The organism is uncultured Sphingomonas sp., assembly GCF_913774285.1.
GTDB lineage: Bacteria > Pseudomonadota > Alphaproteobacteria > Sphingomonadales > Sphingomonadaceae > Sphingomonas.
The window spans coordinates 76,925-98,664 of the sequence record NZ_CAJYHX010000021.1 but is presented as its reverse complement, the minus strand read 5'-3'; the positions used below and the strand labels follow the sequence as shown (position 1 = coordinate 98,664).

General features: G+C 66.5%; 26 protein-coding genes. 12 read left to right on the top strand and 14 right to left on the bottom strand.

All coding sequences use genetic code 11. The features are described from left to right. Nucleotides 1-48: 48 nt before the first annotated feature. Nucleotides 49-1,599 (bottom strand): stimulus-sensing domain-containing protein, encoded by a 1,551-nt coding sequence (locus tag QZ670_RS09945; protein WP_294254524.1) that lies wholly within the window; start codon nt 1,597-1,599, stop codon nt 49-51. Next, the gene (locus tag QZ670_RS09940; RefSeq protein ID WP_294254521.1) at nt 1,592-2,302 is read right to left on the bottom strand and encodes a response regulator transcription factor; all 711 of its coding nucleotides are present in this window, start codon (nt 2,300-2,302) and stop codon (nt 1,592-1,594) included. Before QZ670_RS09940 ends, QZ670_RS09945 begins: the two co-directional genes overlap by 8 nt. A 207-nt stretch (nt 2,303-2,509) precedes the next feature. On the opposite strand from QZ670_RS09940, the gene QZ670_RS09935 reads away from it, so the two are divergent. Together QZ670_RS09935 and QZ670_RS09930 are read left to right on the top strand one after the other, a co-directional pair. Next, nucleotides 2,510-4,111, top strand: coding sequence for a phosphoenolpyruvate carboxykinase (locus tag QZ670_RS09935; protein ID WP_294254519.1), 1,602 nt, complete (start codon nt 2,510-2,512; stop codon nt 4,109-4,111). Between the two features lie 161 nt (nt 4,112-4,272). Beyond that, nucleotides 4,273-4,560, top strand: coding sequence for a hypothetical protein (locus tag QZ670_RS09930; protein ID WP_294254516.1), 288 nt, complete (start codon nt 4,273-4,275; stop codon nt 4,558-4,560). 193 nt (nt 4,561-4,753) lie between these two features. Here QZ670_RS09930 and QZ670_RS09925 read toward each other — a convergent pair whose 3' ends face one another. The 5 genes from QZ670_RS09925 to QZ670_RS09905 form a co-directional block, all read right to left on the bottom strand. Further along, the gene (locus QZ670_RS09925; RefSeq protein ID WP_294254514.1) at nt 4,754-4,981 is read right to left on the bottom strand and encodes a DUF4170 domain-containing protein; all 228 of its coding nucleotides are present in this window, start codon (nt 4,979-4,981) and stop codon (nt 4,754-4,756) included. Nucleotides 4,982-5,058: 77 nt separating this feature from the next. Beyond that, entirely contained in the window at nt 5,059-5,364 is a 306-nt protein-coding gene (locus QZ670_RS09920) for a hypothetical protein (protein ID WP_294254512.1), read from the bottom strand. Between the two features lie 4 nt (nt 5,365-5,368). Further along, nucleotides 5,369-5,701 carry a DUF3618 domain-containing protein gene (locus QZ670_RS09915; RefSeq protein ID WP_294254510.1) on the bottom strand — a complete coding sequence of 111 codons (333 nt, stop codon included), beginning with the start codon at nt 5,699-5,701 and terminating at the stop codon, nt 5,369-5,371. Further along, nucleotides 5,698-6,039, bottom strand: a complete 342-nt coding sequence (locus QZ670_RS09910) for a phage holin family protein (RefSeq protein WP_093295171.1) — start codon at nt 6,037-6,039, stop codon at nt 5,698-5,700. Before QZ670_RS09910 ends, QZ670_RS09915 begins: the two co-directional genes overlap by 4 nt. 18 nt (nt 6,040-6,057) lie before the next feature. Further along, nucleotides 6,058-6,669: a hypothetical protein gene (locus QZ670_RS09905; protein ID WP_294254509.1), complete on the bottom strand. Its 612-nt coding sequence runs from the start codon at nt 6,667-6,669 to the stop codon at nt 6,058-6,060. A 114-nt stretch (nt 6,670-6,783) separates the two neighbouring features. On the opposite strand from QZ670_RS09905, the gene eno reads away from it, so the two are divergent. From eno to QZ670_RS09885, 4 genes are all read left to right on the top strand, one after another. Further along, nucleotides 6,784-8,064 carry a phosphopyruvate hydratase gene (gene eno, locus QZ670_RS09900; RefSeq protein WP_294254507.1) on the top strand — a complete coding sequence of 427 codons (1,281 nt, stop codon included), beginning with the start codon at nt 6,784-6,786 and terminating at the stop codon, nt 8,062-8,064. 56 nt (nt 8,065-8,120) lie between these two features. After that, nucleotides 8,121-8,441: a septum formation initiator family protein gene (locus tag QZ670_RS09895; protein ID WP_093295166.1), complete on the top strand. Its 321-nt coding sequence runs from the start codon at nt 8,121-8,123 to the stop codon at nt 8,439-8,441. A 146-nt stretch (nt 8,442-8,587) separates the two neighbouring features. Then, nucleotides 8,588-9,637, top strand: a complete 1,050-nt coding sequence (gene pdhA / locus QZ670_RS09890; RefSeq protein WP_019367919.1) for a pyruvate dehydrogenase (acetyl-transferring) E1 component subunit alpha — start codon at nt 8,588-8,590, stop codon at nt 9,635-9,637. 1 nt (nt 9,638) lies between these two features. Next, nucleotides 9,639-11,021 (top strand): pyruvate dehydrogenase complex E1 component subunit beta, encoded by a 1,383-nt coding sequence (locus QZ670_RS09885; protein ID WP_294254493.1) that lies wholly within the window; start codon nt 9,639-9,641, stop codon nt 11,019-11,021. 60 nt (nt 11,022-11,081) lie between these two features. On the opposite strand, the gene QZ670_RS09880 is transcribed toward QZ670_RS09885, so the two are convergent. The 3 genes from QZ670_RS09880 to QZ670_RS09870 are packed head-to-tail and all read right to left on the bottom strand — an operon-like array spanning nt 11,082 to nt 14,331. Continuing rightward, complete coding sequence (locus tag QZ670_RS09880; RefSeq protein WP_294254489.1) at nt 11,082-11,822, bottom strand: histidine kinase; 741 nt, start codon at nt 11,820-11,822, stop codon at nt 11,082-11,084. Further along, nucleotides 11,822-12,394: a TadE/TadG family type IV pilus assembly protein gene (locus QZ670_RS09875; protein WP_294254487.1), complete on the bottom strand. Its 573-nt coding sequence runs from the start codon at nt 12,392-12,394 to the stop codon at nt 11,822-11,824. Before QZ670_RS09875 ends, QZ670_RS09880 begins: the two co-directional genes overlap by 1 nt. Beyond that, nucleotides 12,391-14,331: a TadE/TadG family type IV pilus assembly protein gene (locus QZ670_RS09870; protein ID WP_294254483.1), complete on the bottom strand. Its 1,941-nt coding sequence runs from the start codon at nt 14,329-14,331 to the stop codon at nt 12,391-12,393. Before QZ670_RS09870 ends, QZ670_RS09875 begins: the two co-directional genes overlap by 4 nt. A gap of 75 nt (nt 14,332-14,406) precedes the next feature. On the opposite strand from QZ670_RS09870, the gene QZ670_RS09865 reads away from it, so the two are divergent. Both QZ670_RS09865 and QZ670_RS09860 read left to right on the top strand, forming a co-directional pair. Continuing rightward, complete coding sequence (locus QZ670_RS09865) at nt 14,407-15,087, top strand: squalene/phytoene synthase family protein (RefSeq protein WP_294254481.1); 681 nt, start codon at nt 14,407-14,409, stop codon at nt 15,085-15,087. A gap of 57 nt (nt 15,088-15,144) precedes the next feature. Further along, a complete protein-coding gene (locus QZ670_RS09860) occupies nt 15,145-15,636 on the top strand; it encodes an EF-hand domain-containing protein (RefSeq protein ID WP_294254479.1) in 492 nt (163 codons plus the stop codon). 4 nt (nt 15,637-15,640) lie between these two features. Here QZ670_RS09860 and QZ670_RS09855 read toward each other — a convergent pair whose 3' ends face one another. Continuing rightward, on the bottom strand, nt 15,641-16,351 hold the full coding sequence (locus QZ670_RS09855; protein WP_294254476.1) for an SDR family NAD(P)-dependent oxidoreductase: 711 nt from the start codon (nt 16,349-16,351) through the stop codon (nt 15,641-15,643). A 4-nt stretch (nt 16,352-16,355) separates the two neighbouring features. Beyond that, on the bottom strand, nt 16,356-17,819 hold the full coding sequence (gene purF / locus QZ670_RS09850) for an amidophosphoribosyltransferase (RefSeq protein WP_294254473.1): 1,464 nt from the start codon (nt 17,817-17,819) through the stop codon (nt 16,356-16,358). Nucleotides 17,820-17,950: 131 nt separating this feature from the next. On the opposite strand from purF, the gene QZ670_RS09845 reads away from it, so the two are divergent. After that, nucleotides 17,951-18,199 (top strand): Rho termination factor N-terminal domain-containing protein, encoded by a 249-nt coding sequence (locus QZ670_RS09845; RefSeq protein WP_294254468.1) that lies wholly within the window; start codon nt 17,951-17,953, stop codon nt 18,197-18,199. A 3-nt stretch (nt 18,200-18,202) separates the two neighbouring features. Here the strand turns inward: QZ670_RS09845 and QZ670_RS09840 are convergent, their stop codons facing one another. After that, a complete protein-coding gene (locus tag QZ670_RS09840) occupies nt 18,203-19,111 on the bottom strand; it encodes a hypothetical protein (protein ID WP_294254466.1) in 909 nt (302 codons plus the stop codon). Between the two features lie 78 nt (nt 19,112-19,189). Further along, a complete protein-coding gene (locus tag QZ670_RS09835) occupies nt 19,190-20,302 on the bottom strand; it encodes a hypothetical protein (RefSeq protein WP_294254463.1) in 1,113 nt (370 codons plus the stop codon). Nucleotides 20,303-20,403: 101 nt separating this feature from the next. Here QZ670_RS09835 and hisI point away from each other — a divergent pair, with 101 nt between their 5' ends. The 3 genes from hisI to QZ670_RS09820 all read left to right on the top strand — a co-directional run bounded on the left by hisI (nt 20,404) and on the right by QZ670_RS09820 (nt 21,701). Then, on the top strand, nt 20,404-20,766 hold the full coding sequence (gene hisI / locus QZ670_RS09830) for a phosphoribosyl-AMP cyclohydrolase (RefSeq protein ID WP_294254460.1): 363 nt from the start codon (nt 20,404-20,406) through the stop codon (nt 20,764-20,766). After that, the gene (locus tag QZ670_RS09825) at nt 20,763-21,257 is read left to right on the top strand and encodes a hypothetical protein (RefSeq protein ID WP_294254458.1); all 495 of its coding nucleotides are present in this window, start codon (nt 20,763-20,765) and stop codon (nt 21,255-21,257) included. Before hisI ends, QZ670_RS09825 begins: the two co-directional genes overlap by 4 nt. 72 nt (nt 21,258-21,329) lie before the next feature. Next, a complete protein-coding gene (locus tag QZ670_RS09820; RefSeq protein ID WP_294254456.1) occupies nt 21,330-21,701 on the top strand; it encodes a hypothetical protein in 372 nt (123 codons plus the stop codon). Nucleotides 21,702-21,740: the final 39 nt, after the last annotated feature.

The following is a 21,740-nucleotide window of genomic DNA, read 5'->3' as shown; positions in this document are numbered from 1 at the left end:
TGCTCTCGTTATAGCTTGCCGGGAGCGCGGGCGGGGCGACGGGCGGATTCATGTGCGGGCTGCCAATGGCAGCCGCACCACGAAGCGTGCGCCCTGCGATCGATCCTCCCGCGATTCCACGATGATGCTTCCCTGATGGCCTTCGACGATGGTGCGGGCAATGGCAAGCCCGAGCCCCGAATGCTGGCCGAACGCTTCGCTGGACGGGCGCACCGAATGGAAGCGGCGGAAGATCGCCTCGCGGGCTTCCTCGGGGACGCCGGGGCCCTCGTCTTCCACCCAGACGGCGAGCGTGTCGTCCTCCTCCTGCGCCGAGATCGCGATGAGGCCGCCCGGGGGCGAGAAGGACAGGGCGTTTTCGATCAGGTTCTCGAACACACGTTCCAGCCGGGTGGGGTCGCCCATCACTTCCATCGAGAGGCCGCGCGGGCGATCGAAGCGGAGGCGGACTTCCTCGGGTACGCCGCGGGTCTCGCGCTGGTCGATCAGCGCGGCGATCAGCGCGCCCAGGTCGAACGGCTCGAAGGTGGTGCGGCTGAGCTGGGCGTCGATGCGCGAGGCCTCGGAGATGTCGGTGATCAGCCGGTCGAGCCGGTGGACGTCGTCGCGGACGATGTCGAGCAGCTGGTCGCGCAGGGCGGGATGCTTGACGTTCGACAGGCCCTCGACCGCGGAGCGGAGCGAGGCGAGGGGGTTTTTCAGCTCATGGGTGACGTCGGCAGCGAAGGTTTCGGTCGCGTCGATGCGGGCGCGAAGCGCACCGCTCATGTCGGAGAGCGCGCGGGCGAGCATCCCGATCTCGTCGCGGCGTTCGGGCAAACGGGGGACGACCACCTCGCGGGCGCGACCGAGCCGGACCCGGATCGCCGCCAGCGCCAGCCGCCGCAACGGGCGGACGATGGTGCGCGCGAGGAACAGGGAGAGCAGCACCGAGACCAGCGAGACGATGCCGAGCACCACGCCCAGCCGGTAGCGCTCGAGCCGCACCGTCTGGGTGATGTCGCGGGCGTTGAACGCAGTCATCACCACGCCGAGCCCCGTAATCGGCGCGGCGGCAGTGATGACGGGCGTGCGATCGGGCGCGCGCCAGACCGACGCGGCGGCGGCGTGCGTCTCCAGCGCCGTCTTCACGTCCGGCCAATCCAGCCCGGCGTCGCGCGGCCGCTCGCGGTAAAGCGGCGCGCGATCGGCGCCTGCGACCTTGTCGATCACCGCGTCAAGAAAGCGGGCGATCGTCTGGCCTACGGGATCCTTGTCGGGGTCGCGCAGCACCAGGTTGCGCAGGCCGAGCTCGCGGCTGTCGCTCAGCAGCTTGCCCTGCGGGTCGTAGAGGCGGATGCGCGTGCCCATGTCACGGGCGAGGCTGAGCACCAGCAGGTCACGCCGCTTGTCGGTCGCCGAGGCCAGGGCCTGGGCGATCAGCCGCACCTCGCGGCTGGTCTGCTCGACACGGCTGTCGACGATGCGGCTGCGATAGCTGTCGAGATAGAAGAAGCCGCCGCACAGCAGCGCCAACGCGAAGATGTTGACCGCCAGGATCCGCGGCGTGAGGCTGACCCGGCCCGACCATCGCAGCGCCAGGTCACGCTCGTCATTCATCCGAGAATCGATAGCCCGCGCCATAGAGCGTCTCGATCGCGTCGAATTCCGGGTCTACCTGCCGGAACTTGCGGCGGACGCGCTTGATGTGGCTGTCGATCGTACGGTCGTCGACATAGATGTCGTCCTGATAGGCCGCGTCCATCAGCTGGTTGCGCGTCTTGACGATGCCGGGGCGCTGGGCGAGCGTCTCCAGGATCAGGAATTCGGTGACGGTCAGCGTGACGTTGACGCCGCCCCAGGTGACCTTGTGGCGGGCGGGGTCCATGCTCAGGCGACCGCGCTCCAGCGCTTCGGCAGGCTCGGCCGGCGCAGCACCCTCGGGGACCGGTGCGGCCGGCTCAGTGCGGCGCAGGATCGCGCGGATACGAGCGATCAGCAGCCGCTGCGAGAAGGGCTTGGCGATATAATCGTCCGCGCCCATCGCCAGGCCGAGCGCCTCGTCCAGCTCGTCATCCTTGCTGGTGAGGAAGATCACCGGGATCTGGCTTTTCTCGCGCAGGCGGCGGAGCAGCTCCAGCCCGTCCATCTTGGGCATCTTGATGTCGAGCACCGCCAGCTCGGGCGGATTCTCGATCAGCGCCTTGAGCGCGCTTTCACCGTCCGAATAGACGCGGGTGAGAAACCCTTCGGTCTGGAGGGCGATCGATACCGAGGTCAGGATGTTGCGGTCGTCATCGACCAGCGCGATCGTGGCGGTCATCCGGCTACCCGGGGCTGGCGCAAAATCAGCATCGACACCCGTTAGACCAAAGTTTCTTCCGCCTCAACCGACCGACAACGCTTACCCGGATTGACCCTCTCGGCAGACGCATGTCAGGAGGCGATTCGAAATAAAGTTGCGCGGCAAAACAATGATCTGCTTTGTCATACAAATAGCGCGACAATGGTTGAGGAGGGTGTTTTGAACATGCGTCAGTCGCGCCATGGTCTTGGCGAACAGGGTATTGCCACATCGGCAACGCTCCATTGGAACCTGATTGCCGCGCCGCTGGTCGAGCACGCGATCCGTCGCGGCGAGGGTAGCCTGGCCGCCGAAGGTCCGCTGGTGGTTGCTACGGGAAAGCATACCGGGCGCTCGGCCAAGGACAAGTTCATCGTCCGCGATGCCGAGACCGAGACCAGCGTGTGGTGGGGCAAGACCAACCAGGCGATGACGCCCGCGCACTTCGCCGCGCTCAAGGCCGATTTCCTCGCCGAGCTGGGCAAGCGCGACGAACTGTTCGTGCAGGATCTCTATGGCGGCTCGCAGCCCGAGCATCGCGTGCGGGTGCGCGTGATCAACGAGCTTGCCTGGCACAATCTGTTCATCCGCACGATGCTGGTGCGGCCTGAGGCGGAAGCGCTGGCGGATTTCGTGCCCGAATACACGATCATCGACCTGCCGAGCTTCCGCGCCGATCCCGCGCACCACGGCACCCGGGGCGAGACGGTGATCGCGGTCAATTTCACCGACAAGCTGATCCTGATCGGCGGCACCGCCTATGCCGGCGAGATGAAAAAGAGCGTGTTCGGCCTGCTCAACTATCTGCTGCCCGAACAGGGAATCATGCCGATGCACTGCTCGGCCAATATCGGGCCTCAGGGCGATACGGCGATCTTCTTCGGCCTGTCGGGCACCGGCAAGACGACGCTGTCGGCCGATGCCAGCCGCACGCTGATCGGCGACGACGAGCATGGCTGGTCGGACACGGCGGTCTTCAATTTCGAGGGCGGCTGCTACGCCAAGATGATCCGCCTCTCGCCCGAGGCCGAGCCCGAGATCTTCGCCACCACCAAGCGCTTCGGCACGGTGCTGGAGAATGTGGTGATGGACCCGGAGACGCGCGCACTCGACCTCGACGACGCGACGCTCGCCGAGAACAGCCGCGGCTCCTACCCCATCGACTTCATCCCCAATGCCTCGGCCGACAATCTCGGGCCGGTGCCAAAGAACATGATCTTCCTGACTGCCGACGCGTATGGCGTACTCCCGCCGATCGCGCGGCTGACGCCCGAGCAGGCGATGTACCACTTCCTCTCGGGCTATACCGCGCGGGTGGCGGGCACCGAGATCGGCGTGACCGAGCCAGAGGCGACCTTCTCCACCTGCTTCGGCGCGCCGTTCATGCCGCGGCACCCCTCGGTCTATGGCAATCTGCTCAAGAAGCGGATCGCGGAGGGGAATGTCGCGTGCTGGCTGGTCAATACCGGCTGGACCGGCGGCAAATACGGCGTGGGCCATCGCATGCCGATCAAGGCGACGCGGGCGCTGCTCAATGCCGCGCTCGACGGCAGCCTAAATGCGGCCGAGTTCCGCGTAGACCCCTATTTCGGCTTCGAGGTGCCGGTTGCGGTGCCGGGGGTCGATACGGCGATCCTCGACCCGCGCGAGACGTGGCCGGACAAGGCGGACTATGACGCGACGGCAGAACGACTGGTTGACCAGTTCGTCGAAAATTTCGCGCAGTTCGAGGATCATGTCGAGGAGGGCGTCCGCGCCGCTGCACCCAGGGTGCGGGCACTCGCCTGAGCGACACGGCCGACCTTCCGCCGCGGTGCTTCCCCAGCGCCGCGGCGATTGTCCGGATCGGGGAGGGGCTGCTCGCCTGCGACCTGTCGCGCGAGGACTGGACGCACGAGGCGCATCTCGCCGCATGCCTGTATCTGCTGATTGAGCGGCCCGACATCGATGTGGATGCCGAGATCGGCGGCTTGATCCGCCGCTTCAACGAGAGCCTGGGCGGCGTCAACGACGATCACAGCGGCTATCACGAGACGATCACGCGGGCATATGTCGCTGGCGTGCGGCTTTTCCTGGAGCAGGCAGGGGAAGGGAATTTGCTCGCGCAGATAAACGGCCTGCTGGCGTCGCCAATGGGCCGACGTGACTGGCCGCTGCGCTTCTACAGCCGTGAGCGGCTATTCTCGGTGGAAGCACGGCGCGGCTTCGTGGAGCCGGATCTGGCGCTGCTGCCGTGAGCGATCGGCCCTGAGGTCAGACCACCATATCATCAAACCACCGTCATCCCCGCGAAGGCGGGGATCCATTCGCCTGTGCGCTGCAGCAAGAGCCGAAACACCTGCGCCAATGGATCCCCGCCTTCGCGGGGATGACGAGGGTTGTGTTGTTGGCGAGCGCGAACTCCAGCGAGTGTGCGTCGCGCCCCGAAGATCAGGCCTTGCCGGCCTCGATATCCGGATCGAGCAGGCGGTGGAGGTGCACCACCACATAGCGCATCTCGGCATCGTCGACCGTGCGCTGCGCAGCCGCGCGCCACGCCTTCTCGGCGCTCGCATAATCGGGGAAGATGCCGACCACGTCGAGCTTCGAGGGATCGACGAAATCGAGGGTCGTCGGATCGGCAACGCGGCCGCCGAAGACCAGGTGAAGCTTGCTCATTGCGCCTCCTGGGGGTGGGGGGATGCCGCAGCCCTTACCGGCACTGCAGCATCGCACTCAACCCCCTTATAGGCGGCTTAACGCTTCGACGTCGCGTCCTTGGCGGCGTCGATCACCGTGCCGAACAGCGCCGAGACGCGTTCCTTGGTGGCGTCGCTGTTCGGGATCAGCGACTCGATCTGCTCGCGGCCGCTGTCCTTTGCGGCCTGCACCGCGGCGGCGGCGCCGTCAGCCAGCTTGCGGCCGATCGGCTCCAGCGCCGCCTTTTCGCGCTCGAAGCGCGGCAGCAGCATGCCGATCACCACGCCCACCGCGACGCCGCCGGCGAGCAGCAGCGCGGGGTTTTCGGTGAGGCGCGATCCGGTTTCGGTTTCGGTGCTCATGGCGTCATCCTTCTGCATTGCTGTCTTTGTGTTCCGAACCCTTGGGCGGTCCGGCGGTTTCGTGTTTGCCCTTGCGGAAAATGTCGACGATCCAGCCGCGCGCCAGCACCAGGCCGATGCCGCTGGTGACCGCGGCAGCGAGCCACGGGCGTTCGCGGACAGCTTCGGTGCCTTCGCGCGCAATGGTGGTCACGCTCTGCTTGGCGTTCTCCATCGCTTCCTGCGCGATGTTGCGCGGCTTGAGCCGCTCCTGGATGGTGCCGACCGTCGTCATCAGCTTGTCGCGCGCCGCGCGGGCACGCGCCCGGGCGGCGTCGGGATCGCGGGGTACCGTCATGCCTGCGCTCCCATCGCCTTGCGGATGCCGCGTGCCGCCGCCCAGCCGAGCAGCGCCGCGACGACGAGGCTGACGCCGACCACGATCAGCGTCGCCCAGCCGGGGCCGACCAGGGTCGCCAGCGTCAGGATGGCGCCGACGATCAGCCCGATCGCCGCCGCCAAAGCGAGCGCGAGGGCCAGGACGGCGGCGATCGCCGCGCCCTTGACCTCGGTCACCTTGGCTTGGGCGACGGCCTTGAAATAGTCGACCTCGGCGCGGGCATAATCCTTGGCGTCTTCGGTGAGCTGGCCGATCAGCTCACCGATGCCGGCGTCTTCCGTTCGGGGGGCGTCCATGCCCTGTGCTGCCCGTCCTTAGCTCTGGGTGGTGCCGGGCGACGCCGACGAACCGCTGCCGAAGCCGGCGGGCTCGACCTTGAGGTCGTCGGTCGACGGCGTGTTGCCGGTCGGGGCGGCCGTGCTGTCGTTCGCGGGGGTCGTGCCCGAGGCCTCGATGCCCGACTTGATCACCCGCGCCAGCACGAAGCCGAGCGCCGCTGCGGTGCCCACCGCGATCGCCGGGCTCTTCTTGACGAACTCGGTCGCCTCGTCGAGCAGCTCGTTGACTTCCTTGCCGCGGAGCGAGTCCGCGAAGCCGGCAATGCCGTCGGCAGCGGTGCGGGCATATTGGCCGTACTGCGCGCCGAGCTTGGCATCGACGTCGCCGGCTGCGGTCCGCATCATTTCGGCGACTTCGTCGAGTGCGCTGGTCGCGCGCTCCTTGCCGGTGCCGGCGAAGCCCAGGATATGCTCCTTGGCCTGATCGGCGTACTTGGCCGCTTCCTCGCGAATCGTGTCGGTGGCGTTGCGGGTGAAGCTGCTGCCTTCCGCGCCCGTACCACTCTCGGTGCCGCCGCTTGCCGCGCCGGTTTCACCCATGTTGCCTGCGAGCGGATCGCCCGCGATGTTGGCCGTTTCGTCTGCCATGATCAAAAACCCTCCATGTCGCGCCGAAACAACAACGGCCCCGTTTGCGAGTTCCCTTGCGAACCGCTAGAGGCACCGCGCGCCTCATTCCAGATATGTTACGGAGACCATGACGTGACCGCAATCATCGACGTCCACGCCCGCCAGATTCTCGACAGCCGTGGCAATCCCACGGTGGAAGTGGATGTCCTGCTGGACGACGGCAGCTTCGGCCGCGCCGCCGTGCCATCGGGCGCCTCCACCGGTGCCCATGAGGCCGTGGAAAAGCGCGACGGCGACAAGTCCCGCTGGCTCGGCAAGGGCGTCGAAGGCGCCGTCGATGCGGTGAACGGTGAGATTGCCGAGGCGGTTCTCGGCCTCGACGCCGAAGACCAGGCCGATCTCGACCGCACCATGATCGAGCTCGACGGCACCGCCAACAAGGGCCGCCTGGGCGCCAACGCGATCCTCGGCGTCAGCCTCGCCGCTGCCAAGGCCGCGGCCGATGCGCGCGGGCTGCCGCTCTATCGCTATGTCGGCGGCGTCAACGCGCACGTCCTGCCGGTGCCGATGATGAATATCATCAACGGCGGCGAGCATGCCGACAACCCGATCGACTTCCAGGAATTCATGATCGTGCCGGTGGGCGCCGAGAACATCGTGGAGGCGGTGCGCTGCGGTTCGGAAATCTTCCACACGCTCAAGAAGAAGCTGCACGAGAAGGGCCTGGCGACCGGCGTGGGCGACGAGGGCGGCTTCGCGCCGAACATCGCATCGACCACCGAAGCGCTGGACTTCATCATGACCAGCATCGAGGCCGCCGGCTACAAGCCCGGCGACGACGTGATGCTCGCGCTCGACTGCGCCGCCACCGAGTACTTCAAGGACGGCGCCTACAAGATGGTGGGCGAGGGCAAGACCCTCAGCTCGACCCAGAATGCCGAGTTCCTGGCGAAGCTCGCCGCCGACTATCCGATCTTCTCGATCGAGGACGGCATGGCCGAGGACGACTGGGAAGGCTGGAAGGCGCTGACCGACCTGCTCGGCGGCAAGGTCCAGCTGGTCGGCGACGATCTGTTCGTCACCAATCCCGAGCGCCTGCTGCGCGGCATCGAGGGCGGCTATGCCAACTCGCTGCTCGTCAAGGTCAACCAGATCGGCACGCTGACCGAGACGCTCGAGGCTGTCAGCCTCGCCCAGCGCTCGTCCTACACCGCGGTGATGTCGCACCGTTCGGGCGAGACCGAGGACGCGACGATCGCCGATCTCGCGGTCGCCACCAACTGCGGCCAGATCAAGACCGGCAGCCTCGCGCGCTCGGACCGGCTCGCCAAGTACAACCAGCTGATCCGCATCGAGGAAGAGCTGGGCGACGCGGCGGTCTATGCCGGCCGTTCGGTGCTGCGCCGCGCCTGAACTAGGTAGGAACCGCAATCTTGCTAAGAGCCGATCGATCAGCGAAAAACACGGGCATGAAGCGCGCTTCGCCCATGTCCACGCTGCTGCGCCGCGCGGGGCTTCCCGCCGCGGCGCTGATCGCCATCGGCTTCTTTGCCTATAATGCGGTTCTGGGGCCCAATGGGATCGTCGCCGCCAAGGAAGTGCAGCACGAGCTTGCCGCCAAGCAGCGCGACTATGCGCTGCTCGACAAGAAGCGTGCCGAACTCAAGAATCGAGTCGATCTGCTCGATCCGAAGCATGGCGCCGATCCCGACATGGTCGACGAGCTTGCCCGCAAGCAGCTCAACGTCGTCCGCCCCGACGAAGTGATCATCCCGCTCGACAAGAAGTGATCGCCGTAGCGGCACCTGTTGCCAGCCACGGCGGAGCGCCTTAGTGCGGATGTACGTGGGCCGAACCCGCGCGTTGGTTGCAAGCTTTGCGATAACGCGCGTATAGGCACCCGCCTTTCCCCTCCCCGGATGAGGAATATCTGATCGTGGCCAAAGCACCGGCACGCAACGCACCGACCCCACCCGCCGTACCGAATCGCGAGCGGCCCAGCGAACCGGAACGGTTCAAGGCCTCGAAGGAACAGCTGCTCGAATTCTATCGCCAGATGCTGCTGATCCGCCGCTTCGAAGAGAAGGCGGGCCAGCTCTACGGCCTCGGCTTCATCGGCGGCTTCTGCCACCTGTACATCGGCCAAGAAGCCGTGGCAGTCGGCCTGCAGTCGGCGCTTGACGGCGAGAAGGACTCGGTGATCACCGGCTATCGCGACCATGGTCACATGCTCGCCTACGGTATCGACCCCAAGGTGATCATGGCCGAGCTGACCGGCCGCGGCGCGGGTATCTCGCGCGGCAAGGGCGGCTCGATGCACATGTTCTCGACCGAGAAGAAGTTCTACGGCGGCCACGGCATCGTCGGCGCTCAGGTCTCGCTCGGCACGGGCCTCGCCTTTGCGCACAAATATAACGAGGATGGCGGCGTCGCCATGGCCTATTTCGGCGACGGCGCCGCGAACCAGGGCCAGGTGTACGAATCGTTCAACATGGCCGAGCTGTGGAAGCTTCCGATCATCTACGTGATCGAGAACAATCAGTATGCCATGGGCACCAGCGTCAACCGCTCCTCGGCCGAAGATCAGCTGTACAAGCGCGGCGAGAGCTTCCGCATCCCCGGCATCCAGGTGGACGGCATGGACGTGCTCGCCTGCCGCGGTGCCGCCGAAGAGGCGCTCGCCTGGGTGCGCGCCGGCAAGGGGCCGATCATCCTCGAGATGAAGACCTATCGCTATCGCGGCCACTCGATGTCCGATCCGGCCAAGTATCGCAGCCGCGAGGAAGTCCAGTCCGTCCGCGACAAGTCGGACCCGATCGAGGCGGTGAAGCGCGAGCTCGAGACCATGGGCGTGACCGAAGAGCAGCTGAAGCCGCTCGAGGCCGAGATCCGCAAAATCGTGAACGAATCGGCGGACTTCGCCGAACAGACGCCGGAGCCCGATCCGGCCGAACTCTATACCGACGTGCTGGTGGAGACCTACTGAGATGGCCATCGAACTCAAGATGCCGGCACTCTCGCCGACCATGGAAGAGGGCACGCTCGCCAAGTGGCTCGTCAAGGAAGGCGATGTCGTGAAGTCCGGCGACATCCTCGCCGAGATCGAGACCGACAAGGCGACGATGGAATTCGAAGCCGTCGACGAAGGCACGATCGCCAAGATCCTGGTCGCCGAGGGTACGGACAACGTGAAGGTCGGCACCGTGATCGCGATGATCGCGGGCGAGGGCGAGGATGCGTCCTCGGCCGCCGCCGCACCGGCCCCCGCCAGCCAGCAGACCGAGCCGACCCCGGCGCCCGAAAAGGCTCCCGAGACCGGCACCGCCCAGCTGACCGCCGCCGTCGAGAAGACCCGTCCGGCCGATCCCGCCGTGCCCGCCGGCACCGAGATGGTGAAGACCACCGTCCGCGAAGCGCTGCGCGACGCGATGGCTGAGGAAATGCGTGCCGATCCGCGCATCTTCGTGATGGGCGAGGAAGTCGCCGAATATCAGGGCGCCTACAAGGTGACCCAGGGCCTGCTCGACGAATTCGGCCCCAAGCGCGTCATCGACACGCCGATCACCGAATACGGCTTTGCCGGCGTCGGCACCGGTGCGGCGATGGGCGGCCTCAAGCCGATCATCGAGTTCATGACGTTCAACTTCGCCATGCAGGCGATCGACCACATCATCAACTCGGCGGCCAAGACCAACTACATGTCCGGCGGCCAGATGCGCTGCCCGATCGTGTTCCGTGGCCCCAACGGCGCGGCCAGCCGCGTCGGCGCGCAGCACAGCCAGAACTATGGCCCGTGGTACGCCAGCGTCCCCGGCCTGATCGTGATCGCGCCCTATGATTCGGCCGATGCCAAGGGCCTGATGAAGGCGGCGATCCGTTCGGAAGACCCGGTCGTGTTCCTCGAGAACGAGCTGATGTACGGCCGCAGCTTCGACGTGCCGAAACTCGATGACTATGTCCTGCCGATCGGCAAGGCCCGCATCATGCGCGAGGGCAAGGACGTCACGCTGGTCAGCTACTCGATCGGCGTGGGCGTGGCGCTCGAAGCCGCCGAGAAGCTGGCGGCCGAGGGCATCGACGCCGAGGTGATCGACCTGCGCACGCTGCGTCCGCTCGACAAGCAGACCGTGCTGGAGAGCCTGAAGAAGACCAACCGCATCGTGGTGGTCGAGGAAGGCTGGCCGGTCTGCTCGATTGCGTCGGAAGTCGCCGCGTTCGTGATGGAAGAGGGCTTTGACGACCTCGACGCGCCGGTGCTGCGCGTAACCAACGAGGACGTGCCGCTGCCCTATGCCGCGAACCTGGAGAAGCTCGCCCTGGTGAACGCCGACAAGGTGGTCGCCGTGGTGAAGAGGGTCACCTATCGCTGATCTTCAGCGGATCGGCAGAAAACAGGCCCGCCCGACTCCCCGTCGGGCGGGCCTTTTTCGTCAGGCCGAATAGAGATCGCAGGTCGAGCGGTTCGTCGCCGGCGTGGTCACGGGATTGTAGACCTGGCTGTAATCGCGATTGTCGCGGACGACGAAGGAAGCGACGTAGCGCATCGTCTTGGTGCTGGTGAACCAGCCTTTGCCGACCAGCGGCGTGTAGAGATAGTTGATCTCGACGAACATCACGCCGGAATTGTCGGGCGCTTTCACCTGGGCGCCGTTTTCGCCCATGCCGTTCGGGGCGAGGGTGCCCGGATGCTGGCTGCTGTTGTCGCCCGGGCTCGCGGTGTTCACGCCAGCGTCCGGGTCATAGGTGACGCCGTCTGCCTTCACCGTCTTGCCATAGTGCGAATCGTAGGTGGCGCCGCCCTTCGCGCCGATGCAGCGCTGCCAGTGGATGCGCTGTGTGCCGCCGCTATCCTCCAGGCTGGACAGCGTGATCCGTCCATTGGCGGTAAGGTTGAGCGGGGTGCCCTGCTGCTTGGCGGCGAGCAGCACGTCGTTGAGGTCGACCTCGCGCAGCTGGGTGAAGCCCGTGCCCTTGAACTCGCCGACGCGGCTGGCATTGTCGGCCAGTGCCAGCGCTATCTGGCTCAGCCGCTGGTTGGTGATCGCATAGTTGGTCAGCTCGGTCGCCCAGAGCCCGGCGGTAAGCACGATGGGCAGCCCGAGCGCGAATTCGAGCAGCGCGGCGCCCGAGCGCGCGGCGATCAGCCGGCGGAGCAGCGGGCATGCGCTCATCAGCACGAGATCTTCTGCGACATCGGGATGGACTGGGTGCCATAGGGCTGGTTCTTGAAGCGCGTCGCGGCGGTGAGCACCACCTGGTTGCTCAGCCCGATCAGCCGCGCGACGGGGAAGATGCGCGTGTAGGTCGCCGTTACCTTGTAGATGGTGACGTCGCTGGCGCCACCCTGGCCGGCGCGGCCGGGATCCATGTCCCACTGGCCGTTGCCGTTGATGTCGGTGAAGCACTCGCCGAAATCATATTTGTTGTTGCCGTTGCTGTCGATGAAGTCCTCGGACTTGATCACCGAGAAGCTGGAATAGAAGAGCCGACTGGGGGTGACGGTCGCGTTGCCGGCGACCTCACGGACGGTGGTAATCACCCGATTATCGATTCTGCCAGTGTCGGCCGCCTCGATGGTGGAATCGCGCGCCGCCTTCTGCACCGCGCCTTCGAGCACCGCCTGGACATAGGCCTGGTAGCACAGGTCCATCAGCCCCATCAGCAGACCGAGCAGTACCGGCAGCAGGATGGCGAACTCGACCAGGGTCGCGCCGCGCTCGTCGGAGGCGAGGGGGCGGGTCATTTGCTGACCCGAAGCATCGCGACGCGCTTCGCGATCGTCTGGAAGGCGGTGTTGAGCGCGGTGTTGTCCGCCGCATAGAAGGCCTGCCCCGGCGTGGCGCATTGGGTGAGCTGGGTGGTCAGCGTCTGCCCGAAGCCAACGACGAAGATCGAGATGTTGCGTGCCTTGGCGGCCGCGCAGGCGGCGAGGAAGCGGGCATTGTGGTTGTCCCGCTGCGTGGTGTTGTCGGAACAGTTCCACTGCGTGCCCATGTTCGTCGTGCGCTGGTCGTAATTCTCGATGCCGTACATGCCGTACAGGCAGGGATTGGGTTTCATGTCGCCATCGGTCATGAACACGATGTAGCGTTTAGGATCATTGTGGCCGGGCCGGGGCCGCGTATCGATGGCGAACAGGCCGGTCGGCGAAATCAGCCGGGTGCCCCAGATCATGCCGGTATCATGATAGGTGCCGCCCTGCGGCACGAAGTCGGCCGCATTGACATAGTCGCTGACCTGCGCGCGCGACATCACCTTCAGCCGCTGCACGGGTTTGCCGCAAGAGACCCACGCGTTCGAGACGTTCTGCGTCGCCATTAGCGCGGTGTATGTGTCGAGCGAGTTGGTGCTTTTGGTGTCCCCCAGCGGGTTGGTGCTGTCGCCCGAATACGTCACGCTGGCATATTGGCTGCGGTAATAGACGACTTCCGGCCACATGGGGCGCCAGCGCGTTGCGTTGTCGGTCGTGGGCACGAAGTCCGGGTCCAGGTCCTTGGGCAGGTTCGAATAGTCGAAATTGCCTCCTTGGATCGTATCTCGTTCTTCGAGACACCCTAGCCACTTGCTGGTTTCACCAGTTACCTTGCTAAGGTCTAGTACCGCGCCGCCGAGCTTATACTGGCTGGTGTCGAAGCTAACCTTCTTGTACGTCCAGTTCGGCTTCAGTGGCTGTACAGCGACAAAGCAGGCATTCTTGTTGGTGTCCCATATGCCGTACGTCCGCGTCGCGCTACCGGAGCTTGTGAAGCCGCTGGCAGGGGTACGATAGTTCGTCGCGGCGCACTGGCTCGAGTTTTTGGAATAGTTGTAATTGCCGCCGTATCCGCCGTTATTCGCGTCTCCGGCAGGCTCACGGCTGTTATACGTCCAACGATCCACGATGTACGCGGGTGACATCGATGTGATCGCGTAGCCTGCGTTTACCGTCGAGGTGTAGGTCACGAACCCGTAGCGGAGCTGGGTGGCCGGATCGACCGCCGCGGCCAGCGTGTCGTAGAATTTGAGCACGGCCTGGCGAAGACCCGAGATCTTCGACCCCGCTTTTTCCTGGGTCGCCCAGCCGGTACCGCCATAGCCCGGAGCATCGGTGTAGGTCGGTCGGGGGTAGTTGTAGGTTTGCTGACCGCAGCCAGCGGTACCGTCCGAAGTCAGGCACGCCATCGAGCCGGTCGTATCCAACACGAACATGATGTCGGTATCTGCGACGTCGTAGCGCGCCTCGCAGGTCACCGTCAGTGCCTGGTCGCGGAAGCCCATCATGCCGGTGAGCGTCATCGGCACGGTCGCGGTGGCGGTGCCCGCGACCTGGTTCTCGCTGGTCTTGGAAGGGGTGAACGTCACCGCCTTGGTGCCGAACAGCCCGACCTTGAAGTTGTTGGAGAAGAATGCGTTCGCCTGCGTCGTCGCCGCGGCGTCCAGCGTTGTCCCGGTCTCCGATCCCATGAACCGCCGCCCGGCCAGCGCGCCGGCGTCGCACGCCTGCTGCAGCCGGTTCTTGACCATGTAGAGCCGCGCGGTGTCGACCGCCGAGCCGGCGATGAACAGCAAGGGGATCAGCGCGATCGCCATCATCGCCAGCGTGTTGCCGGCGACATTGCCGCGCAGGCGCGTCAGCAGCCCGCCCTTCGGGAGCGTCCCGAAGAAGCACCGCTGAAACCGCTCGAGAACCGTTCTGCGCATGGCGATCGATCGAAACCCCAGGGCGCGGGAGCCTTCGCTCTTCCGTCGCCGATCCTCCCGCCATAGAGGGAAGGGGTGAACGCTTCCCTAAACATGCCCCCCGAAGACCCCGAACGGGCGCTGATCCTCTCCTATGCGCCTGCCGACGGCCGGCTGGCGCTGGCGGCATTGCTGGCGCTGGACGAGGCGCTGGCGCAGCTGCTGCGTACCACCAGCCAGCCCGCGGTCGGCCAGCTGCGGCTCGCCTGGTGGCGCGAGGCGCTGGCCAAGCTCGACACCGCCCCGCCGCCCGCCGAGCCGGTGCTGCGAGGCCTCGCCGCCGAGGTGCTGCCGCGCGGCGTCACCGGCGCGTCGCTGGTGCCGATCGTGCATGGCTGGGAAGTGCTGGTCGAAGAAGAGGCGCTCGATGGCTTGGCGCTCGCCCGCTATGCGGCGGGGCGGGGGAGCCTGTTCGTCACGGCCGGTACCGCGCTCGGCGCAGTAGGCGATCCCCTGGCGGTTGGCGGCGAGGGCTGGGCGCTCGCCGATCTCGCCCGCCATCTCGGCGATGGCGCGGAAGCCGATGCCGCCCGCAGCCTCGCCGCGCCGAAGCTGGCCCAGGCGCTCAGCCGTCGCTGGAGCCGCAATGCCCGCGCGCTCGGCGCGATGGCGCACCGCGCGCGGATGGACCTCGACTTGCCGTTCGAAGCGCCGCTGCCGATCGGCGCCCCTAAACGAGTCGCGCGGTTGCTCTGGCACCGGCTCAGCGGCCGCTAGCTCTTGGCTGCATCGTCCTGAAGGTGTAGGCTGCAGTCTCCTCGGGGGAGGCTTGCCATGTGGCGATATGCAGTGGGCGCCGGTGCGGCGCTGTTGCTGGCGTTCGGAGGGTTTCTGCTGTTCCAGCACGCGCCGGGGCGGGGGCCGCTCGCGGCAGTGTTGCAACCGGCGCCGGCCGCGGCAGGCACGACCACACCGCTGCCCGACGCCGCTCCCGAGGCTGACGCCAAGACCCGCGAGCAGAAGCGCTTCGACCGCTATGACAAGGACCGCAACGACGCGGTAAGCCGGGAAGAATATTTCGCCGCGCGCCACAAGGCGTTCGCCAAGCTCGACACCAATGGCGACGGCAGGCTGAGCTTCGAGGAATGGGCGGCCAAGTCGATCGCCAAGTTCACCGGCGCCGACGCCGACAAGTCGGGCACGCTCACCCGCACCGAGTTCGCGACCACCGCGCCCACGCGAAAGCCGCCGAGTGCCCGCTGCGCCTGTGCCAAGCCCGCCCCGGCGGCCACACCCGCCGCCAAGGGCGAGGAAGAGGAAAACTAGGCCGTCAGCCCACCCGCTCGAGATGGCCGCGTTCAAACCCGCCGGCCATCAGCGCGACGATCCGCTCGGCGACGACTTCGGGTGCCTTCACCGTTGCCGGATCCTCACCCGGGAAGGCGCGCGCGCGCATCTTAGTGCGGGTGGCGCCGGGATCGACGATGCCGACCCGGACCTGACTGACATTCTCCAGCTCATGCCCGTAGCTGAGCAGCAAATTCTCGAACGCCGCTTTGGAGGCGCCATAGACGCCCCAGTACGCGCGGGGCGTGCGGCCGACGCTGGAGGTGACGCCCAGCACCCGCGCCGCCGGGGCCTTGCGGAGCATCGGATCGAACGCGGCCAGCATCGCGGCCTGCGCGCTGACGTTGAGCGTCAGCACCTTGGCGAATTCGGCGAAGTCGATCGCGTTCACCGCGCTCAGCGTGCCGAGCATGCCGGCGTTGAGCACCAGCATGTCGAGCGTCGGCCAGCGCTCGCCGATCGCGCCGGCCAGGCGGCCGATCGCGTCATGCTCGGCAAGGTCGAGCGGCGCGATCGTCGCGCTCCCGCCCGCCTGGAAGATGGCGTCCTCGACCTCCTCGAGCCCACCCGCGGTACGGGCGGTGAGGATGACATGGGCACCGGCCGCACCCAGCGCGACCGCCGTCGCCGCGCCGATGCCGCGGCTGGCGCCGGTGACGAGGGCGGTCTGTCCCGCCAGCGGACCGTCGCTCACCGGCTCAGCCAACCTTCTCGGCGAGCAGCGCCAGCTGGTCGGGCGGCGGGGCCAGTTCGTCCTGGTCGGTCAGCGTCGTAGGATAGTCGCCGGTGAAGCAGGCGTCGCAGTACTTAGGATGGATGTCCGCGCGGCGAGCCTCGCCCAGCGCCTTGTACAGGCCGTCGATCGAGACGAAGGCCAGGCTGTCGGCATGGATGAAGTCGGTCATCCCGCCCACATCCATCTTGGCGGCGAGCAGCTTGGCGCGCTCGGGCGTGTCGACGCCGTAGAAGCAGCTGTGGCGGGTCGGCGGCGAGGCGATGCGCATATGCACTTCCTTCGCGCCCGCATCGTGCATCATTTGCACGATCTTGAGGCTGGTGGTGCCGCGCACGATCGAATCGTCGATCAGCACGATGCGCTTGCCCGCGATCAGCTCGCGATTGGCGTTGTGCTTGAGCTTGACGCCGAGGTGGCGGACCTTGTCGCCCGGCTGGATGAAGGTGCGGCCGACATAGTGCGAGCGGATGATGCCCAGCTCGAACGGAATGCCAGACTGCTGCGCATAGCCGATCGCCGCGGGCACGCCCGAATCGGGCACCGGTACGACGAGATCGGCCTCGACCGGCGACTCGATCGCCAACTGCGCGCCGATCGCCTTGCGCACCGAATAGACCGAGCGGCTGTCGCTGATCGAATCGGGGCGCGAGAAATAGACATATTCGAAGATGCACGGCCGCGGCGCCTGGGGGGCGAACGGCTTGTGGCTGGTCATCTCGCCATTGGCCTTGACGATCACCAGCTCGCCCGGCTCGACATCGCGGACATATTGCGCGTCGCACACGTCGAGCGCGACGGTCTCGGAAGCGAAGACCACCGAATCGCCCTGGCGGCCCATCACCAGCGGCCGGATGCCCAGCGGATCGCGGCAGGCGATCATACCTTCGGGCGTCATCACGATCAGGGAGTAGGCGCCCTCGACCTGCTTGAGCGCATCGATGAACCGATCGATCAGCGTGCGGTATTGCGAGGTAGCGACGAGGTGGATGATCACCTCGGTATCCGAGGTCGACTGGAAGATCGCGCCGCGCCGGACGAGGTCGCGCCGCAGCCGCATCGCGTTCGAGATATTGCCGTTATGCGCGACCGCGAAGCCGCCGCTGGCCAGCTCGGCATAGAGCGGCTGGACATTGCGGATCGCCGAGCCGCCGGTCGTTGCGTAGCGGACATGGCCGCAGGCGGTGGTGCCGGGCAGCGAGCGGATCACGTCGTCGCGATCGAAATTGCCCGCGACATGGCCCATCGCGCGATGCGTATGGAACTGATGGCCGTCCCAGCTGGTTATGCCCGCTGCCTCCTGGCCGCGGTGCTGGAGCGCATGCAGCCCCAGCGCGACCATCGCGGCCGCGCCTTCGCTGTTGGAAACGCCGAATACGCCGCACTCTTCGCGCAGCTTGTCGTCATCGAACGGGTGTGTGGTAAGCATTGGCCCTCGGGGGGTACGGGAGCGATTGGCGGGCATATAGGCGCTTCCTCCCGGTTTGTCTCCGGTCTGTAACAGGGAAAAGGACCGTTTACCCTTTTTGCAGGTTAACCCCCTGAGAAAGGAGAGCGATCATGGCCAAGGATCACGGTTCGCAGATCAAGAATGACGAGCTCTACGAGAAGCTGCGCGAGGAGGGCGCCTCGAAGGAGAAGGCGGCGCGCATCGCCAATGCCCAGGCGAACGGCAGCCTCGATTCGGGTGGCGGCAGGCTGGAAGAACGCAGCAAGGCCGAGCTGTACGACGAGGCCAAGGATATCGGCATCGAGGGGCGATCGAAGATGGACAAGGACGAGTTGGTGAAGGCGATCCGGAAGCATTGAGCTTCAGGGCTTCGGTTCTTCTGCCGGAACTGCCGGGACGGAAGCGTGGATGGGGCCAACCCAGAAAAAGCCGTCGAACCCGTTGTCCTCCGCGCTGCCGGGGAATGCGCCCAGCTGGACGAAGGGCTGGCGTCGCAGGTCTGTCGTAGCCGAGACGGGATATTCTCCGCAGGTGATGGCATTGGCAGTTATGGGGTCGCCGCTGCGAAGCTGAAGTCCGGGTTTCAACTGGCAATTCCAGGCCGTTCCGCCGGCGTACCGCAGGCGCAGGCTGAGCACGGGCCCGGAACGGGACAGTCGCAGCGCCATCGGGTCGAAGCGATCCGCTCCCTCGCCGACGGTACGCTTTCTCGCGTGGAAGTCGCCGACCAGCACGAGGACAATGTCATGCGGTGACGCAGCGGCAGCATCTGCGACATTTTCCGCCTGCGCCGCTTCGTGCGGGCCTTGCCGGGCAAGCGCCGCGAAGCGCGCCTGTTGCGCCTCGTTTCGCGGCCCGTTGAACGCGACTATATCGATCGACGCTCCCCGCGTTTTCAGGGCATGCAGCCGCACCACCAGGTTGAACATGGCGCGGCTGGCGACTCCATCGTTTCGGCCGGCCCAGCCTATCGTCGGCAACTGCTTCTCGAATTCGGCATCCGGGAGCTTCCACGCTTCCTGCAGTGCCGGATTTCGGAACGCATCGAACTCGATGCCGACCAGGATGCGCTTGCCGCTTCTCGCCAGACCGCACGCGAGATCGCCGACGAGCTGCGGTGACTCGGCCGTGCCATGCAACTCGCCGAGCACGAGGAACTTCGCGTCGCGGGCGCGGACGGTTTCCCATCCCTCAGGAAGTCGGCAAGTGTCGATTGCCTCGGCCGAAAGCGGGGCATGGAATGCCAGCAGCAAGGCAGCGAGAATGGACATGGGTGATGGTTGCATGCACGTGCGGCTCGCGCAATCGGCAGCCATTCCAGTCGTTACGACTTTCGAACGGACGCCCGCTCACTCACATTGGTGCGCGTCCGTCAGAAGCTGCGACAGCGCGCTGCGGGCCATCGCCGCCGCGGCCGGGGCACGGTGCAGATGGGCGGCATAATAGGCGGTTAGGTCGCGTTCGACCCCGTCCACGTCCGCCCTGGTCACACCCCGGCGTGCCGGCACCGCTTTCACCTTCCCGGGGGCGACCAGTCCGAGCCGTGCGGCATCAACGTCTCGGTTGAAGCTGCTGTACGCCATGTAGCGGATCGTGCCCTCGCATTCCGGCCAGCTGCGGAACAGCTTGGCCTGCAGCGCGGCGAGCGACGGCAGCGGGGGCAGGGTTTCGCTGCAGTCGTTCCGGAAGACGAAATTGTCCATCGTCGATCCGAATACCGGGCCGGTAGCGTCCAGCAGCTTCGGGTGCCGGACGATCGCGGCGCAGGGCAGGGTGCGCGGCATGCCGGAGGTCTTGGGCGCATCGAGATAGGGCCCGAGCACGTTGAGAAACGCAGTGAAATGGCGATCGGAGCGGAACAGATCGTCGATGGTCGTCACGGTGATGCCGTCCGTACCGGGCTCACGCAGGATGGAATTGCCGAACGACTGGTCCGGATTGGTCTGGAGCCCTGCAAGATAGGGCTTGAGCAGCGTGGCGATGCGGGTCCGCGCTTTCGCACGTTCGGGCGCGGACCAGTTGGCGTCGACCGGCGCTTCGGACCAGAGCTGCACCGCTTCGAGGATCGGCGCGAAGGTCGGATCGCCGCGACGCAGGACCGTAAGTGCCAGGGCGGGCGCCTTGAGCAGTGCCGCGATCGCGAGTTCCTGGTTGCGTACGGTATAGCGCCGCTCGATGCAGGTGCGCAGCGGCTGTTCGGCGCCAGAGGTGCCGCATGCCCGAATGTCGCGTAGCGCCGTGCGCTGGGCGGCAAGCTGGTTCGAGGTGCCGCTGCCGAACGCACTTTCCCTGGCGATGCCGAACAGTTGTGCCATCTCCTGGTCGAGCGTGCTGAGCTTCGAGTCGGCGCAGATCGCCTTCTCGGTCGACGTTGCGGCGGTCCCGCAGGCGAAGCTGGGGCCGGTCTGCGTCGGAACGGGAGCCGCCGCGAGTACGAGCGGGGCCAAGGCAAACAGGATCACGAATACTCTCCCTTCCGAACGCAGGACCCGCCGGCCTCTAAACCGCGCCGCGCCGACAAGCGAGGGATGACGTCTACCCCAAACGCCGCTACAGCGCGCCGGTGACCGACAATCGCGAAACGGGCGCCACGCTCGACCCGAAATATGATGCCAACGGCCTGATCACCGCCGTCGCCACCCATGCAACCACCGGCGAGGTGCTGATGCTTGCGCACATGAACGCCGAGGCGCTGGCGGTGACGCTGGAATCCGGCAAGGCCACCTTCTGGTCGCGCAGCCGCGGTCGGTTGTGGACCAAGGGCGAGACCTCGGGGCATTTCCTCCACGTTATCGAGGCGCGGATCGACTGCGACCAGGACGCGGTCTGGCTTCGCGTCGAGCCTCACGGCCCCGCCTGCCACACCGGGGCGCCTAGCTGTTTCTACCGCCGTATCGAGAACGGAGCGCTGGTGCGCGACGCATGAGGCGTGCGGGTCTGGCGCTGCTGCTCGGGCTCGCCGCCTGCGGTGGGCCCGCGGCTGGACCTTCCATACCTGCCGCCGATCTGGAGAATGCCGCCATTCAGCGCGGGCTGGTGCGCGATCCCCGCGATGTGAGCATTGCCGGCGCCTATGCGCGGGGGCCCGACCGGCTCTGTATCGTGCCTGCCGGCGCCGGGCACCGGATCGGCATCGTCATCGATTATGGCGAGGGTAATGGCTGCCGCGCGACCGGAGCGGTGCGCCGCGAGGGGGAGGGGCTTGCCCTGACCTTCGGCAGCGATGGCGGCTGCCGCTTCACCGCGCGTTTCGACGGCGATCACCTCGCGCTGCCGGGCGCCTTGCCCGCGGCATGTGCACAGCTCTGCACCGGTCGCGCCGCGCTGGCGGGCGCGCAGTTCGCGCGGCTGGCGGAGTCGGTGTCCGAGGCCCAGGCGATGCGCGACGCCGACGGACATACACTCTGCGGAGAGTAGACGCGGCGTCCGCATATGATAGCCTCCCCAAGGCTGCCGGGGCCTGTCGGCAGTCATGTCAGGAGAGCGCCGATGCGTGTTCTTGTCCTTGCGAGTGCCGCCTGCCTAGTGGCTGCTGCCTTCCCCGCCTCCGCCCAGATCTGGGGCGGCCCCGTGCCCTCCAGCGCCGGCGGCAGCTTCGCCGGGCGCGGGATCCATGTCCCGACGCAGCCACGTTCCGCGCGCGGCGAGATCCGCACGGGCGAGCGCAGCGGCCAGCTGACCCGCGGCGAGGCGCGGCAGCTGAGACGTGCGGATACCGTCAACGGCAGCATCGCCGAGCGGCTTTCGAGGAACGGGCTCACGGAAAGCGAGGCCGCCGAGCTCCAGACCCGCTCCATCCTGCTCCACGAGGACATCGTCCGCGCCCGCTTCAACGGCAGCACCAAGCGGCCGAAGAACTAGGGTGCGACGCTTGACGTTCACGTAAGGGTAAACTACAAA

Bases quoted from the DNA above. Each gene is read 5' to 3' on its own strand.
- QZ670_RS09945 (WP_294254524.1), bottom strand. From the start codon at position 1,599: ATGAATGACGAGCGTGACCTGGCGCTGCGATGGTCGGGCCGGGTCAGC.
- QZ670_RS09940 (WP_294254521.1), bottom strand. From the start codon at position 2,302: ATGACCGCCACGATCGCGCTGGTCGATGACGACCGCAACATCCTGACC.
- QZ670_RS09935 (WP_294254519.1), top strand. From the start codon at position 2,510: ATGCGTCAGTCGCGCCATGGTCTTGGCGAACAGGGTATTGCCACATCG.
- QZ670_RS09925 (WP_294254514.1), bottom strand. From the start codon at position 4,981: ATGAGCAAGCTTCACCTGGTCTTCGGCGGCCGCGTTGCCGATCCGACG.
- QZ670_RS09920 (WP_294254512.1), bottom strand. From the start codon at position 5,364: ATGAGCACCGAAACCGAAACCGGATCGCGCCTCACCGAAAACCCCGCG.
- QZ670_RS09915 (WP_294254510.1), bottom strand. From the start codon at position 5,701: ATGACGGTACCCCGCGATCCCGACGCCGCCCGGGCGCGTGCCCGCGCG.
- QZ670_RS09910 (WP_093295171.1), bottom strand. From the start codon at position 6,039: ATGGACGCCCCCCGAACGGAAGACGCCGGCATCGGTGAGCTGATCGGC.
- QZ670_RS09905 (WP_294254509.1), bottom strand. From the start codon at position 6,669: ATGGCAGACGAAACGGCCAACATCGCGGGCGATCCGCTCGCAGGCAAC.
- QZ670_RS09895 (WP_093295166.1), top strand. From the start codon at position 8,121: ATGAAGCGCGCTTCGCCCATGTCCACGCTGCTGCGCCGCGCGGGGCTT.
- QZ670_RS09885 (WP_294254493.1), top strand. From the start codon at position 9,639: ATGGCCATCGAACTCAAGATGCCGGCACTCTCGCCGACCATGGAAGAG.
- QZ670_RS09880 (WP_294254489.1), bottom strand. From the start codon at position 11,822: ATGAGCGCATGCCCGCTGCTCCGCCGGCTGATCGCCGCGCGCTCGGGC.
- QZ670_RS09875 (WP_294254487.1), bottom strand. From the start codon at position 12,394: ATGACCCGCCCCCTCGCCTCCGACGAGCGCGGCGCGACCCTGGTCGAG.
- QZ670_RS09870 (WP_294254483.1), bottom strand. From the start codon at position 14,331: ATGCGCAGAACGGTTCTCGAGCGGTTTCAGCGGTGCTTCTTCGGGACG.
- QZ670_RS09860 (WP_294254479.1), top strand. From the start codon at position 15,145: ATGTGGCGATATGCAGTGGGCGCCGGTGCGGCGCTGTTGCTGGCGTTC.
- purF (WP_294254473.1), bottom strand. From the start codon at position 17,819: ATGCTTACCACACACCCGTTCGATGACGACAAGCTGCGCGAAGAGTGC.
- QZ670_RS09845 (WP_294254468.1), top strand. From the start codon at position 17,951: ATGGCCAAGGATCACGGTTCGCAGATCAAGAATGACGAGCTCTACGAG.
- QZ670_RS09840 (WP_294254466.1), bottom strand. From the start codon at position 19,111: ATGTCCATTCTCGCTGCCTTGCTGCTGGCATTCCATGCCCCGCTTTCG.
- QZ670_RS09825 (WP_294254458.1), top strand. From the start codon at position 20,763: ATGAGGCGTGCGGGTCTGGCGCTGCTGCTCGGGCTCGCCGCCTGCGGT.
- QZ670_RS09820 (WP_294254456.1), top strand. From the start codon at position 21,330: ATGCGTGTTCTTGTCCTTGCGAGTGCCGCCTGCCTAGTGGCTGCTGCC.